Annotated in this window: 12 protein-coding genes; 8 read left to right on the forward strand and 4 right to left on the reverse strand. The window is 61.6% G+C overall.

Annotation, left to right across the window (positions count from 1 at the left end):
• Positions 1-3,299, reverse strand: a 3,299-nt coding sequence (locus tag PMI29_RS28175; RefSeq protein WP_007993520.1) for a dermonecrotic toxin domain-containing protein, incomplete at its 3' end; no start/stop codon positions are given.
• A gap of 234 nt (positions 3,300-3,533) precedes the next feature.
• Between PMI29_RS28175 and PMI29_RS28170 the strand changes: the two genes are divergently transcribed.
• Complete coding sequence (locus PMI29_RS28170) at positions 3,534-4,574, forward strand: Ldh family oxidoreductase (RefSeq protein ID WP_007993522.1); 1,041 nt, start codon at positions 3,534-3,536, stop codon at positions 4,572-4,574.
• A gap of 143 nt (positions 4,575-4,717) precedes the next feature.
• Here the strand turns inward: PMI29_RS28170 and PMI29_RS28165 are convergent, their stop codons facing one another.
• The gene (locus PMI29_RS28165) at positions 4,718-5,023 is read right to left on the reverse strand and encodes a DUF883 family protein (RefSeq protein WP_007993524.1); all 306 of its coding nucleotides are present in this window, start codon (positions 5,021-5,023) and stop codon (positions 4,718-4,720) included.
• A 164-nt stretch (positions 5,024-5,187) separates the two neighbouring features.
• Here PMI29_RS28165 and PMI29_RS28160 point away from each other — a divergent pair, with 164 nt between their 5' ends.
• Positions 5,188-5,439, forward strand: a complete 252-nt coding sequence (locus PMI29_RS28160; RefSeq protein ID WP_007983592.1) for a hypothetical protein — start codon at positions 5,188-5,190, stop codon at positions 5,437-5,439.
• Here PMI29_RS28160 and PMI29_RS28155 read toward each other — a convergent pair.
• Positions 5,414-6,367, reverse strand: coding sequence for a LysR family transcriptional regulator (locus PMI29_RS28155; protein WP_007993526.1), 954 nt, complete (start codon positions 6,365-6,367; stop codon positions 5,414-5,416). The two genes, PMI29_RS28160 and PMI29_RS28155, sit on opposite strands and share 26 nt — an antisense overlap.
• An 84-nt stretch (positions 6,368-6,451) precedes the next feature.
• Between PMI29_RS28155 and PMI29_RS28150 the strand changes: the two genes are divergently transcribed.
• From PMI29_RS28150 to PMI29_RS28125, 6 genes are all read left to right on the forward strand, one after another.
• The gene (locus tag PMI29_RS28150) at positions 6,452-7,375 is read left to right on the forward strand and encodes a carbon-nitrogen hydrolase family protein (protein WP_007993528.1); all 924 of its coding nucleotides are present in this window, start codon (positions 6,452-6,454) and stop codon (positions 7,373-7,375) included.
• A gap of 134 nt (positions 7,376-7,509) precedes the next feature.
• Positions 7,510-9,174: an AMP-binding protein gene (locus PMI29_RS28145; protein WP_007993530.1), complete on the forward strand. Its 1,665-nt coding sequence runs from the start codon at positions 7,510-7,512 to the stop codon at positions 9,172-9,174.
• A 16-nt stretch (positions 9,175-9,190) separates the two neighbouring features.
• Positions 9,191-9,952: an SDR family NAD(P)-dependent oxidoreductase gene (locus PMI29_RS28140; RefSeq protein WP_033051910.1), complete on the forward strand. Its 762-nt coding sequence runs from the start codon at positions 9,191-9,193 to the stop codon at positions 9,950-9,952.
• A 12-nt stretch (positions 9,953-9,964) separates the two neighbouring features.
• On the forward strand, positions 9,965-11,158 hold the full coding sequence (locus PMI29_RS28135) for an acetyl-CoA C-acyltransferase (RefSeq protein ID WP_007993533.1): 1,194 nt from the start codon (positions 9,965-9,967) through the stop codon (positions 11,156-11,158).
• Positions 11,159-11,301: 143 nt separating this feature from the next.
• A complete protein-coding gene (locus PMI29_RS28130) occupies positions 11,302-12,429 on the forward strand; it encodes an acyl-CoA dehydrogenase (RefSeq protein ID WP_007993535.1) in 1,128 nt (375 codons plus the stop codon).
• Between the two features lie 28 nt (positions 12,430-12,457).
• Positions 12,458-13,231: an enoyl-CoA hydratase gene (locus PMI29_RS28125; RefSeq protein ID WP_033051912.1), complete on the forward strand. Its 774-nt coding sequence runs from the start codon at positions 12,458-12,460 to the stop codon at positions 13,229-13,231.
• Between the two features lie 177 nt (positions 13,232-13,408).
• On the opposite strand, the gene PMI29_RS28120 is transcribed toward PMI29_RS28125, so the two are convergent.
• On the reverse strand, positions 13,409-14,259 hold an 851-nt coding region (locus PMI29_RS28120; RefSeq protein WP_007993538.1), incomplete at its 5' end, for an acyl-CoA dehydrogenase family protein.

Raw genomic sequence — 14,259 nt, forward strand, 5'->3', positions numbered from 1 at the left:
GACTGGCTGCCGAGCAACTGCGCCAGCAGTTGGGTGTTGTCATGGAAAAAGCGGGTGAGCAGGTTGCCGTCTATGGGGCTGGACGCGAGGGTGATTTCGCTCGACTGGCCGACGGTGGACTCGAACAGGTTGCGAAACACCGTTTGCTCACGGTCCGGCAGGCGCCGAATCAACATGTCCTGCAATGGCCCCGGCGTGTTGAGCGCCGCGACAACGCTCGCCTCATTGTCGAACTCGACAAACGGTGAGCCGCCGGGGTGGTAAGGGGCATAGAGGATTTGCGGGCCTGCCTTGCCACTGCCTGGGCCAATCAGATACAAGCCCAGCGCCTTGACGGCGGTGCTACCAGTTGTCTTGATCAGTTCCAGAGGCCGGGCAATCGCGTGCGCACCCTGCACGGCCGCCCGGGCGATGGCGTCCGGCATGTCCAGCACTTGCCCAAGCAAATCGAAAGCTCCGTCGGACAGCCGTTGCTGCAGCTTCAGTTGGTGGGCGTGTTGCAGCAGTTGCCAGGGCAATTGCTTGACGAAACGCAACATTCGGCTTTCGACGCCAGCCGCTTGATTCGACAAGCTGTCCGTGACCTGTCTGGCGTAGTTCTGCGCAATGCCCAGTGACAGTAGCAGTTGACGGACCGCCGCCTGGTCCAACCCCACGGGCAGTGCTTGAGGGGTTGCCGAGCTGACGTTGAACCCGGTGCCTTGCGCAATGTTGACATGGCTCAGGGCGAACTCAGTCAGGCTCCGGGCGGGGCCAGCCAGGGTCAGGTCGGGGGTGATTTCGATGTCGTCGGGGTCCAGCGCTTTTGCGGGGAAGCGCCTGCCGAGCAACGACGTCAGCGTTTCATGCACATACGACTTAAGCGGTTTGATCCCGTGCAAGTAGTCTTTGTCTTCATCAACGTTGTTGCGGTATTGCTCCAGCAGTTCAAGGTGCAGTCGCTGGTCTTCCAGCGGTGCCATGCCAAGCCAGGCGGGCAGGGTCTGCTGCCGGCTGATCGCCCGGGAAATCGAGGTGGCCCTTTGCAGGTTGGTATTGAAGGCCGTTGTGGTCAGGGCTTTCAGTGCCTTTTTCTGCTTCGTGTCGTTCAGTTCGAAGGTGCGCACGTGTTCGCAGCGAGCCAGAAAGTGCTCGATGGATGATTTCGCGACCTGTTCCAGTACAGGCCCTTCGATCAGCCGCAGCGGACCCATTGAGTAGCGTTGGTGAAAGATGCGCTGGGCCGGGGTGAGGTTTTCCAGCAGCGCCAGGCGATGTCGTGGGTCGAGCAGGCGGCGGTTCAGTTCCAGCCGTGCACGACTGATGGTGTCAAACACTTCCAGGCCCTCGGCGGGTGTCCACAGGATCGTTCGACCGGAGTGCGAGGGATCGAGCCCGCCACGCTCGGTCAGAAGCAGACAATGGGCCAGGGGCAGGACATCCCTCTGGCCGGAGCACGCCAGGGTCAAGGAGTAGGCATCGGGCCGGAAGCCCTTGAGTGACCGACGATTTTGTCGGCCGGCCTGATCCGGGTTGAAAACCGTATCGACAATGGCCCGATCCGCGTCCCGCAGTGTCGCGCCGAGCCCGCGAAGACTGGCTTCGCCACGGATGCCGACGGAAAGCGCATGGGCCAGGCGGGGTTTCATGTTTTCCAGATAAACCCGCTGCAAGGCCGGCGAAGCGAGCGGTTGTGCTGCAAAGTCTGCGTTGAGCAGTGTTTCGATGTCGCTGAAGGTCTTGGCGAAAGCTGCCGCCGTATCGGCCAGCACCATGGAGGGAAGCTGATCGCCGGACAGTACTGGCCGGGTGCTCCAGCGTCCGTCGACATCCAGCGTCAGCAAGCGTTCGCCGATCATCGAGCGGATATCCAGTGCCTTGTCGAACAGGGCGTGGATGTCCACGGCGCCGTCACTGTGACGGAACACCTGCAGGGCATATTCGATGTTCTGCAGTTGCTTGGTGACGATCGCGTCGAAGAGCTTGTGGAAGATCGCGCCGGAAATCACTTCCCCGGTCACATTCGGCCGATCAAAACCGATGAAGCGTTGGCGTTCGTCCAGGCTCAGCAGGCCATAGAGCTCATCCTCGTGACCGGCCGCGCTGAACTTGCTCAGCACGGTATCGCACAAGTCCTGATAGTCCCTGAGCACCTGCAGGCCTTCGGTGGGCGTGTAGAGGAACGCATCACTGGCGCTGACCATCAGGGAACCGGCCAACTCGACATAGTTGGCCTGGTACTCCCACAGGCGCACGGTTTCGACTGTCATTGACCGGTTCGTCCGGCTGGCCGTCGTGATCAACGCGTGCAAATCCTGGCTTTGCTCCGGGGTGATGATCCGGGCTTCGCGCTTGAGCAGCAGTTGCACCCGCGCCTGAGCGGCGATGGCGCGGCCGAAGAATTCGCGACGCGATGCACCATCGGCACTCGCCGCCGCCCAGAAACCATCGAGCTGCCTGACCAACAGGTTGATCAGTGTGCGTGAGAGCGTCGTGACCGCGGCTTCCCAGCGTGGCTGGTCGGCGTTTGCCGGGGACTTTTTCGGATGGGAAAACTCATGGGACTGTCCGGACGGCCAATGCTGGTGGCGATAGTGCAGGAGCACGGCGTCACTCAGGGACAGAGAGCTGACCCAACGCCGCGCTGGACGGCTTTCATCATCGTTCTCCTGCGTTGTTGCCAGATTTGCCAGATGGAAATTCACCCGGGTCTGGCGCTGATCCAGGCCGGGGAAAGACGAAACCAGTTGTTCCTCCAACCATGTATCGAGCAGTGCTGTCAGGGACGGCAGTGCTTTGAGTTCGTCGAGCAGGGCCTGGTCGTTGATCTGCTGTTGGGTGGAGAGGGTGTTGCGCTGGTCCTCGAACACGTCACCGTCGATGGTTTGAAAGTCCAGCCCGATTTCGCCAGCGTCCACTACGACTTTGCGCAGAGACAACGCCATGAAGGCCAGCAGATCGTCTTCTTCGCTGGCCGCCTTGAGTTGAGTCACAAGGTGTAGGGTCAGGGCCGTACGGTCAGCGAACTTTTTTATTCCCGTGTAGGGGGTGTAGAGGATCAGGCCATTGTCATCGGGCGTCGCGGTCAGCAAAAAACTGCCGGCCAGCACCACAGGTTCCAGGCCAGGGATTTTCAGCAGGATTCTTTTCGCGAGCATGGGGGGCGTCTGCTGATCGCGCAGTGCCTGGCTGGCCAGTTCGATTTGGCTGAACCATTCGAAGTCCTTTAGCGTCAGCCCGTGGGTTTTGCCCAGTTCTCTCCAGAGGCCGCGCAACGTCAGCGCCTCAGGGAAAAACAGCGGAGTTACAGGTGTAGACATCGTCGAGTCTCGTTCAAGGTGCCACTCAAAGGCGCCTGTGGGTTGAGCATCGAGACTAAAAGCCGGTGCGTTGGCGCAGGTGGTAAATAGATAACGCACGGGTAGTGGGCATTCGTGACACGGATATACGTCATCGACCCTGAGCGAAAGGTTGACAGGTCACTCGCCGCGCGTTGTTAATCGGCGGGTCTTTGTACGCTGTTGTTCCCTCCAATAATCATTCTGGAGCTTCAGATGTCTGCGCCACACGATCACGCGTCTACTGCGGTCTCGTCACACCTGTCACTCAAAGCACTGAGTGATTTGCTAGAGAAGATTTTTCTGCGTCATGGCACATCGGCCGACGTTGCCAGGGTGCTGGCGCAAAACTGCGCCGGTGCCGAGCGCGACGGCGCGCACAGTCACGGGGTATTCCGGATTCCAGGTTATGTTTCGACGCTGCAAAGCGGCTGGGTCAATGGCCAGGCCGTTCCGGTGGTCGAAGATGTGGCTTCAGGGTTTGTGCGGGTCGATGCCAATAACGGGTTTGCGCAACCGGCCCTGGCGGCGGCACGCGAGTTACTGGTACAGAAAGCCCGAAGTGCCGGCATTGCAGTGCTGGCGATCCGTAACTCGCACCATTTCGCGGCCTTGTGGCCGGATGTCGAACCCTTCGCGGATGAGGGCCTTGTGGCATTGAGCGTGGTCAACAGCATGACCTGCGTGGTGCCCCACGGCGCCGACCGGCCGCTGTTCGGCACCAACCCGATTGCCTTTGCTGCACCGCGGGCCGATGGCGCACCGATTGTCTTCGACCTGGCCACCAGTGCCATTGCCCATGGTGATGTGCAAATCGCCGCACGCGAGGGTGAGCGGTTGCCGGCAGGGATGGGCGTGGACAGTCTCGGTCAGCCGACCACAGACCCGAAAGCGATTCTTGAAGGCGGCGCATTGCTGCCTTTTGGCGGGCACAAGGGCTCGGCGTTGTCGATGATGGTCGAGTTGCTGGCGGCGGCACTGACTGGCGGCAACTTTTCCTTTGAGTTCGACTGGAAGAACCACCCCGGTGCCAAGACCCCCTGGACCGGCCAATTGCTCATCGTAATCGATCCGAGCAAAGCGGCCGGGCAAAGCTTTGCCGAACGCAGCCAGGAACTGGTGCGGCAAATGCACGGTGTTGGCTTGAAGCGTTTGCCGGGTGACCGGCGTCATCATCAGCGCGCGAAGTCACAGGCCAATGGCATTGAGCTGGATGCCAAGACGCTGGCGAACCTGCGGGAGCTGGCGGGGGAGTGATTCTGTAGGAGCGAGCTTGCTCGCGATGGACTTGAGGGCACCGCGGGGAGTCAGATTTCCCGCGTAATCGTTAACGACCATCGTCGGAACGCCGCCCGGAGCAAGCTCGCTCCTACAAGGTTTGCGTTTTTTGATCGGAACGCTCAGCGACGGCCCAGCAACAACCCCACCACCAGACCGAACCCTGCGGAAATGGCCACGGTTTGCCATGGATGCCCGCCAATGTAAGTTTCAGTGGCCTCGACCGCGGGCTGGGTGCGGTCGCGTACGCTGCTCACCGAATCCCTGGCCTGCCGGAGTTTCTGGGCGATTTGTCCGCGAAGGGTCTCCGCTTCTTCCCCGACTAGCGAGGCACTGCTTTTCAGCAGCTTTTCCGACTCTTCGATCAGCGATCGCAGCTCGCTGAACGCTTGATCCTTGATTTGATCTTCGGCGGTGTTGCGGGCCATTGAAGTACTCCTTGCAGGTAAGTGGACAGTGACCAATGGAGTCTGCCGTCGTCGGAAAAGTTGCAGCTATTTTGCCCGGGGAGACCAGCTTGCTGAAAAACCGGCGCAGGACATTTCGTCCTACAGTGTAAGATGTCGCCAATTTTACGCAGCAGGAAATTCCCATGAGCTTCAATCTGGCCGACAAACCCCTTGCCGAGCGCGCTGCGCTTGAAGACGAGAAATCCCGTCTGTTCGAACTCTGGCAAAACAACCTGGGCAAAGCCAAGGGCGAGGCCGCGCGGTTGTTCGGCGAACGGGCCAAGCGCAAAGGCAAGTGGGCGGAATGGGTGCGCGCCGAGCTGGACGGCATGTCGCCCCCGGAATTCGCCAACATGGTGCGCAGTGAAGTCAATCGCCTGATGGCGGCCAAGTAGGAGCAGCCTGCGGCAGCTCCTGCGCGAAACACGCGACAATCGCCTCGCGCACTTTCAACACCACCGGGTCGAGCGGGTTGCTGGTGCGCCAGCCCAGTTCGATCGGGTAGCGCGGCAACGCCAAGGGGCAGGGCAGCAGCGCCAGCCCACTGAGCGCCGCGATGCTTCGGGCGGCATGGGCCGGAATGGTCGCCACGGCCGAACTGCCCTTGAGCAAATGGGGCAACGCGGCAAAATGCGTGGTCGAGGCGCACACCCGCCGACTCAACCCTAGCGCCGCCAATCCCTCGTCGGTAATACCGATAAAACCGCCGGACGACACCAGAATGTGTTCGCGGGCCACAAACTCTTCAAGACTGATGCTCTGCTGGCCCTCGACCAGGGTCGACGGGTCTGCCAGGCACAGATATCCGCCTTCCCCCAGCACCTGACGGCTGAGCAGCCGCTCGGCAAACCCGCCTGCGGTAATCGCCAGGTCAATGCTGCGTTCCATCAACGCCTGAGCCACGATCTGGCTGTGGGTCTGGCGGAAAATCAGCCGCAGTTTCGGCGCGCAACGGGCGATTTCTTCGATCAGCCGCCGGCCGTAGGCTATTTCGAAATCATCCGACATTCCCACGGTCACCGAGCGTCCTTCGTACTGCCGGGCGGCCGGATCGACCATCGCCAGGCTCTGCCGGCATTTGTTCAAGGCATCGCTGACCACGGGTTTGAGCTGATTGGCCTTGAGTGAGGGGGCCAGGCCGCGTCCGGTACGCACGAACAGCTGATCGCCATACACCTCGCGCAACCGGCGCAAGGCCGCGCTGACCGCCGATTGGGTCACACCCAGACGCAAGGCGGCACGGCTGGCGCTGGACTCTTCGTGCAGCGCTTCGAAGACTTTGAGCAGGTTGAGGTCGATGTCGGTGATATTCATTTGGCTCATATCATTCAGCAGTGAATCGGTCTTTATTGATGATTGCGTGGCGCCGGAGAATGAGCAACACCTGATGCCAATGGAGTCTGTGCAATGCCCAAATCAATCGTTGCTGCCCTGCAGATCGGCGCCTTGCCCGGTGGCAAGGCTGAAACCCTGGAACAGATCCTGTCTTATGAAAACGCGATCATCGAATCCGGCGCCGCGTTGGTGGTGATGCCGGAAGCGCTGCTGGGGGGTTATCCCAAAGGCGAGGGCTTTGGCACGCAGCTCGGTTATCGGCTGCCGGAAGGGCGCGAAGCCTTTGCGCGCTATTTTGCCAATGCCATCGACGTACCCGGCGCGGAAACCGAGGCGCTGGCGGCGCTGTCCGCGCGCACCGGGGCCAATCTGGTGATCGGCGTGATCGAACGGGCAGGCAGCACCTTGTACTGCACCGCGCTGTACTTTGACCCGCAGGCCGGGCTGGTGGCCAAACACCGCAAGCTGATGCCCACGGGCACCGAGCGGCTGATCTGGGGCAAGGGCGATGGTTCGACGCTGCCCGTGATCGACAGCCAGGTCGGGCGCGTCGGCGCGGTGGTGTGTTGGGAAAACATGATGCCGCTGCTGCGCACCGCGATGTACGCCAAGGGCGTGGAGGTGTGGTGCGCACCGACCGTGGACGAGCGGGACATGTGGCAAGTCAGCATGCGCCACATTGCCCATGAGGGGCGCTGTTTTGTGGTCAGCGCCTGTCAGGTCCAGGCATCGCCCCAGGCCCTGGGCCTGGATATCGCCAACTGGCCGGCGGATCGGCCGTTGATTGCCGGCGGCAGCGTGATTGTTGGTCCCATGGGCGACATTCTCGCCGGACCGTTACGCGACAGCGCCGGTTTGCTTACTGCCTCAATCGACACTGACGACCTGGTGCGTGCCCGCTACGACTATGACGTGGTCGGGCACTACGCTCGCCCGGATGTGTTCGAGCTGACTGTGGACGAGCGCGCTAAACCGGGGGTGCGCTTCACTTCCTGATGCCTGAGGGCTTTGGCCAAAGCAGTCAGACAACTTGATAACTTTGACCATTGCCCGCCACCCCAAGCAGAGCGAGTATTTCCCTGTTGTTTACGGTTCCCCCAACCTAACAAAAACACAGAGGGATTCTGGCAATGCGCGATTACTTGTCTGCTACTTCTCAGTTCAATTATCAGCACACCGTCGATGCCGCACTCGCAGGCGATTTGACGGCCCTCAACGCCTGTGTCGAATGTTGTGACCGGCATGCCTTGCCGGGGCGCATCGCGCTGTTCTGGGAAGGCCGCGACGGCGCTGGTGCGACGTACACCTTCACCGAATTGCAAGACAAGGCCGCGCGTTTCGCCAATTTCCTGCTGGCACAGGGCGTGAAGAAAGGCGACAAGGTGGCCGGCCTGTTGCCACGCAACATCGAATTGTTGATCACCGTATTCGCCACCTGGCGCATCGGTGCCGTATACCAACCGCTGTTTACCGCGTTCGGCCCCAAAGCCATCGAGCACCGCCTGAGCTGCTCGGGTGCCAAAGTGGTGGTCACCGATGGGGTGAACCGGCCGAAACTCGCCGAAGTCGCCGATTGCCCGACCACGGTTACCGTCACCGGCCCCAAAGGGCAGGGCCTGGTTCGTGGCGACTTCAGTTTCTGGGCCGAACTGGCCAATTATTCCGCCGACTGCGAGCCAGTGCTGCTGACCGGCGAAGATCCGTTCCTGCTGATGTTCACCTCGGGCACCACCGGCCCGTCGAAAGCACTGTCGGTGCCGCTCAAGGCCATCGTTGCGTTCCAGAGCTACACCCGCGACGCAGTGGATCTGCGCCCGGAAGACGCGTTCTGGAACGTCGCCGATCCGGGTTGGGCCTATGGTATTTATTTCGGTGTCACAGGGCCGATGTCCATGGGTCATCCGATCACCTTTTACGACGGCCCGTTCACCCTCGAAAGTACCTGCCGGGTGATCAACAAGTACGGGATTACCAACCTCACCGGTTCGCCGACGGCCTACCGTCTGTTGATTGCCGGTGGCGATGAGTTCGCCAGATCCATCAAGGGCAAGCTGCGTATCGTCAGCAGCGCCGGCGAGCCGCTGAACCCGGAAGTAATCCGCTGGTTCGCCGACAACCTCGGTGTAGTCATCCACGACCATTACGGGCAGACCGAGCTGGGCATGGTGCTGTGCAACCACCACGGCCTTGAGCACCCGATCCACATGGGCGCCGCCGGCTTTGCCTCGCCGGGCCACCGCATCGTGGTGCTGGATGACGACTACAAGGAGCTGGGTGTCGGCCAGCCTGGCATCCTGGCCATCGACCGCAGTCAATCGCCGATGTGCTGGTTCGCCGGTTACGAAGGCGGGCCGACCAAGGCCTTCGTCGGCAACTATTACCTGAGTGGCGACACCGTCGAGTGGAACCCGGACGGCAGCATCAGCTTCGTCGGTCGCAGTGATGACGTGATTACCACTTCAGGCTACCGGGTCGGTCCGTTCGACGTGGAAAGTGCGTTGATCGAACACCCGGCCGTGGTCGAGGCTGCCGTGGTCGGCAAGCCCGATCCCGAGCGCACCGAACTGGTCAAGGCCTTCGTCGTGCTCAGCCCGCAATACCGCGCAGAACCTGCGTTGGCCGAAGAACTGCGCCAGCACGTGCGCAAGCGTCTGGCGGCGCACTCGTACCCCCGTGAAATCGAATTTGTCAGCGAATTGCCGAAAACCCCAAGCGGCAAATTGCAGCGCTTTATCTTGCGCAACCAGGAAATCGCCAAGGCTCAAGAGGCTGCGGCGAAGAATATTCCAGCTTGAACCCAGGGAAACAATGATGCAGATCGAGAACAAGATTTTTATCGTCACTGGCGGCGCTTCCGGCCTCGGTGCCGCCACCGCCGAGGTACTGGTCGCCGCCGGCGCGAAAGTGATGCTGGTGGACATGAACGCCGAAGCCGTTGAAGCCCAGGCCCAGCGCCTTGGCGCGCACAGCGTGGTGGCGGACATCAGCAACGAAGCGGCGGCCGAGGCAGCCGTGCAGGCGACGGTCAAGGCCTTCGGCGGCCTCAATGGTCTGGTCAACTGCGCCGGCATCGTGCGTGGCGAGAAGATTCTCGGCAAGAACGGTCCACACGCGCTGGCCAGTTTCAGCCAGGTAATCAACGTCAACCTGATTGGTAGCTTCAACATGCTGCGCCTTGCGGCAGCGGCGATTGCCGAGACCGAAGCGGATGCCGATGGCGAGCGCGGCGTGATCATCAACACCGCGTCTGCCGCGGCTTACGACGGTCAGATCGGCCAGGCGGCTTATTCGGCGTCCAAGGGTGCGATTGTCAGCCTCACCTTGCCGGCGGCCCGCGAACTGGCGCGTTTCGGCATCCGTGTCATGACGATTGCCCCCGGCATCTTCGAGACGCCGATGATGGCCGGCATGACCCAGGAAGTCCGCGATTCCCTGGCGGCCGGCGTGCCATTTCCGCCGCGTCTGGGCAAACCAGGCGAGTACGCCGGGCTGGTCAGGCATATTATTGAAAACAGCATGCTCAATGGCGAGGTGATCCGTCTCGACGGTGCCTTGCGCATGGCCGCCAAGTAAGGAGGATTTGTCATGACTATGTCCAACGATCCAATCGTTATCGTCAGCGCCGTCCGTACCCCGATGGGCGGTTTCCAGGGCGATCTGAAAAGCCTGACCGCGCCGCAACTCGGTGCTGCTGCCATCAAGGCCGCGGTTGAACGCGCCGGCGTCGCCAGTGATAGCGTCGACGAGGTGTTGTTCGGCTGCGTACTGCCGGCTGGCCTTGGCCAGGCCCCGGCGCGTCAAGCGGCGCTGGGTGCCGGGCTGGATAAATCGACCCGCTGCACCACCCTGAACAAGATGTGCGGTTCCGGCATGGAAGCGACGATTCTGGCCCACGATATGTTGTTGGCTGGCAGTGCCGATGTCGTGGTCGCCGGTGGCATGGAAAGCATGTCCAACGCTCCGTACCTGCTGGACCGCGCCCGTGCCGGCTACCGCATGGGCCATGGCCGGGTGCAGGACTCGATGTTCCTCGACGGCCTCGAAGATGCCTACGACAAGGGCCGCCTGATGGGCACCTTCGCCGAAGACTGCGCCGAAACCAACAGTTTCAGCCGTGAAGCCCAGGACGCGTTCGCCATCGCCTCGACCACCCGCGCACAGCAGGCGATCAAGGACGGCAGCTTCAAGGCCGAAATCGTGCCGCTGACCGTGACGGTCGGCAAAGAGCAGGTGGTGATCAGCAATGACGAGCAGCCGCCAAAAGCCAAGCTGGACAAGATCGCTTCGCTGAAACCGGCGTTCCGCGAGGGTGGCAGCGTGACGGCGGCCAACTCCAGTTCGATTTCCGACGGTGCGGCGGCGCTGGTGCTGATGCGCCAGTCGCAAGCACAGAAACAAGGCCTGAAACCGTTGGCGGTGATTCATGGCCACGCCGCGTTCGCTGACACCCCGGGCCTGTTCCCGGTGGCACCGATTGGCGCCATCAAGAAATTGATGAAAAAAACCGGCTGGTCGCTCAATGACGTCGATCTGGTGGAAGTCAACGAAGCCTTCGCCGTGGTCGGCATGGCCGCGATGACTCATCTGGAAATCCCCCACGAGAAACTCAACGTGCACGGCGGTGCTTGCGCCTTGGGTCACCCGATCGGGGCGTCCGGTGCGCGGATTCTGGTGACCTTGCTTTCGGCCCTGCGCCAGAAAGGCTTGAAACGCGGCGTCGCAGCGATTTGCATCGGCGGCGGTGAAGCGACGGCCATGGCCGTTGAGTGCCTGTATTAAGACCTACGCAGTTCCTGTAGGAGCGAGCTTGCTCGCGAAGAACGTCAACGATGACGTGGCCTGCCTGGATGAATGTGGCGCTCTCAGGCCCTTCGCGAGCAAGCTCGCTCCTACAGGGGGCAATTGAATTTTAAGGATTCACCATGATCCCCAATGACGACCAACAACAAATCCGCGACATGGCCCGGGACTTTGCCCAGGAACGGCTGAAGCCGTTCGCTGCCGAATGGGATCGCGAGCACCGCTTTCCCAAGGAAGCCATCGGTGAGATGGCCGGGCTGGGCTTCTTCGGCATGCTGGTGCCAGAGCAGTGGGGCGGATGCGACACCGGTTACCTGGCCTACGCCATGGCGCTGGAAGAAATCGCCGCCGGCGATGGCGCCTGCTCGACCATCATGAGCGTGCACAACTCCGTGGGCTGCGTGCCGATCCTCAACTACGGTACGGATGAGCAGAAAGAGCGCTTCCTCAAACCGCTGGCCAGCGGCACGATGCTCGGCGCTTTCGCCCTGACCGAACCCCAGGCCGGTTCCGATGCCAGCGGCCTGAAAACCCGTGCCCGTCTGGAGGGCGATCACTACGTGCTTAACGGCTGCAAGCAGTTCATCACCTCCGGACAGAATGCCGGTGTGGTGATCGTGTTTGCGGTGACCGATCCGAATGCTGGCAAACGTGGCATCAGCGCGTTTATCGTGCCGACCGATTCGCCGGGCTACACCGTTGCGCGGGTCGAGGACAAGCTCGGCCAGCATGCGTCCGACACCTGCCAGATCCTCTTCGAAGACGTGAAGGTCCCGGTGGCCAACCGTTTGGGCGAGGAGGGCGAAGGCTACAGGATTGCCCTGGCCAACCTTGAAGGCGGCCGCGTCGGCATCGCTTCGCAATCGGTGGGCATGGCCCGCGCCGCGTTCGAAGCGGCCCGCGACTACGCCCGCGAACGCGAGAGCTTCGGCAAGCCGATCATCGAGCACCAGGCCGTGGCCTTCCGCCTGGCGGACATGGCCACCCAGATCGCCGTGGCACGGCAAATGGTGCACTACGCCGCCGCCCTGCGTGACAGCGGCAAACCGGCCCTGGTCGAAGCGTCGATGGCCAAGTTGTTCGCCTCGGAAATGGCCGAGAAGGTATGCTCCTCGGCGCTGCAAACCCTCGGCGGCTACGGTTACCTCAACGACTTCCCGCTGGAGCGGATCTACCGCGACGTGCGGGTTTGCCAGATCTACGAAGGCACCAGCGATATTCAGCGCATGGTCATTTCGCGCAATCTATAAGAAGGAGTCCCCTGTGAGCGACAAAGAGCTGAGCTACGAAACGATTTTGCTGGAAACCCACGGCCGAGTTGGCCTGATCACCCTCAACCGTCCACAGGCGCTGAACGCCTTGAACGCGCAGATCGTCAGCGAACTGAACCAGGCCCTCGATGGCTTCGAGGCTGACTCGAACATCGGCTGCATCGTCCTGACCGGTTCGAAAAAAGCCTTCGCCGCCGGTGCCGATATCAAGGAAATGGCCGAGCTGACCTATCCGCAGATCTACATCGACGACCTGTTCAGCGACAGCGACCGCGTGGCCAACCGCCGCAAGCCGATCATCGCGGCGGTCAATGGTTTCGCTTTGGGTGGCGGCTGTGAACTGGCGCTGATGTGCGATTTCATTCTGGCTGGTGACAATGCCAGATTCGGCCAGCCGGAAATCAACCTCGGCGTGTTGCCGGGCATGGGCGGCACCCAACGCCTGACCCGCGCCGTGGGCAAGGCCAAGGCCATGGAAATGTGCTTGAGCGGGCGTTTGATCGATGCCGTGGAAGCGGAGCGTTGCGGCATCGTGGCGCGTATCGTGCCGAGCGATGAGCTGCTGGATGAAGCGCTGAAAGTCGCGGCGTTGATCGCCAAAAAATCGTTACCGATTGCGATGATGGTCAAGGAAAGCGTCAACCGCGCCTTCGAAGTGAGCCTGGCAGAAGGCGTGCGCTTTGAGCGTCGGGTGTTCCATGCGGCGTTTGCGACGCAGGATCAGAAGGAAGGGATGGCGGCGTTCATTGCCAAGCGTGAGGCGGAGTTCGTCGGCAAGTAATGCGGCGTATTTGCTGACCTCATCGCGAGCGAGCTCGCTCCCACATTGGATCTCGGTGTTCATGAGGTCCTTTGTGGGAGCGAGCTTGCTCGCGAAAAACTCAAGGGCACCGGGCTGACTCAGGCGCCCCGCGTCATCGTTGACCACCATCGCGAGCGAGCTCGCTCCTACAGAGCTTCAGACCAGGTAGTTCTTCAGTTCCCGGGCGATCACCATCCGCTGAATCTCGCTCGACCCTTCGTAGATCTGCGTGATCCGCGCATCCCGGTAGTACTTCTCCACCGGATAATCTTCCAGATAGCCATAGCCGCCATGAATCTGAATCGCGGACGAACAGACCTTTTCCGCCATTTCCGAAGCAAACAGCTTGGCTTGTGATGCCTCCGACAGGCAGGGCTTGCCGGCCGTGCGCAGGCGCGCGGCGTGCAGGATCAGCAACCGCGCGGCGTTCAATTGCATGTGCATGTCAGCCAGCAAATTGGCGATGCTCTGGTGTTCATTGATCGTTTTGCCAAACTGCACACGATCACGGGAGTAGGCCAGCGCCGCTTCAAACGCAGCGCGGGCGATGCCCAGTGCCTGGGCGGCGATGCCGATGCGGCCGCCTTCGAGGTTGGACAGGGCGATGGCCAGGCCTTTGCCGCGCTCGCCGAGCAGATTGGCTTCAGGGATGGTGCAGTCGTTCAGGGTGACCGCGCAGGTGTCGGAAGCACGGATACCCATCTTGTGCTCGGTGCGATCAACGATAAAGCCGGCGGTGTCGGTCGGAACCAGGAACGCCGAGATGCCACGCTTGCCCAGGTCCGGATCGGTTACGGCAAATACAATCGCCAGCTTGGCGCGCTTGCCGTTGCTGACGAATTGCTTGGCGCCGTTGATCACCCACTGGCCGTCGCGCAGTTCGGCGCGGGTGCGCAGGTTGTGGGCCTCGGAACCGGCCTGGGGTTCGGTCAGGCAGAAGCAGCCGATGGCCTGGCCGCTGGCCAGGGCAGCCAGCCAGGTCTGTTTCTGTTCTTCGCTGCCGTAGT

Origin of the sequence: Pseudomonas sp. GM49, from assembly GCF_000282355.1 — a bacterium.
In the GTDB taxonomy this organism is placed as follows: Bacteria; Pseudomonadota; Gammaproteobacteria; order Pseudomonadales; family Pseudomonadaceae; genus Aquipseudomonas.

Excerpts from the sequence above, each read along its gene's own strand:
- PMI29_RS28170 (WP_007993522.1), top strand. The coding sequence starts at position 3,534 with ATGTCTGCGCCACACGATCACGCGTCTACTGCGGTCTCGTCACACCTG.
- PMI29_RS28165 (WP_007993524.1), bottom strand. The coding sequence starts at position 5,023 with ATGGCCCGCAACACCGCCGAAGATCAAATCAAGGATCAAGCGTTCAGC.
- PMI29_RS28160 (WP_007983592.1), top strand. The coding sequence starts at position 5,188 with ATGAGCTTCAATCTGGCCGACAAACCCCTTGCCGAGCGCGCTGCGCTT.
- PMI29_RS28155 (WP_007993526.1), bottom strand. The coding sequence starts at position 6,367 with ATGAGCCAAATGAATATCACCGACATCGACCTCAACCTGCTCAAAGTC.
- PMI29_RS28150 (WP_007993528.1), top strand. The coding sequence starts at position 6,452 with ATGCCCAAATCAATCGTTGCTGCCCTGCAGATCGGCGCCTTGCCCGGT.
- PMI29_RS28145 (WP_007993530.1), top strand. The coding sequence starts at position 7,510 with ATGCGCGATTACTTGTCTGCTACTTCTCAGTTCAATTATCAGCACACC.
- PMI29_RS28140 (WP_033051910.1), top strand. The coding sequence starts at position 9,191 with ATGCAGATCGAGAACAAGATTTTTATCGTCACTGGCGGCGCTTCCGGC.
- PMI29_RS28135 (WP_007993533.1), top strand. The coding sequence starts at position 9,965 with ATGACTATGTCCAACGATCCAATCGTTATCGTCAGCGCCGTCCGTACC.
- PMI29_RS28130 (WP_007993535.1), top strand. The coding sequence starts at position 11,302 with ATGATCCCCAATGACGACCAACAACAAATCCGCGACATGGCCCGGGAC.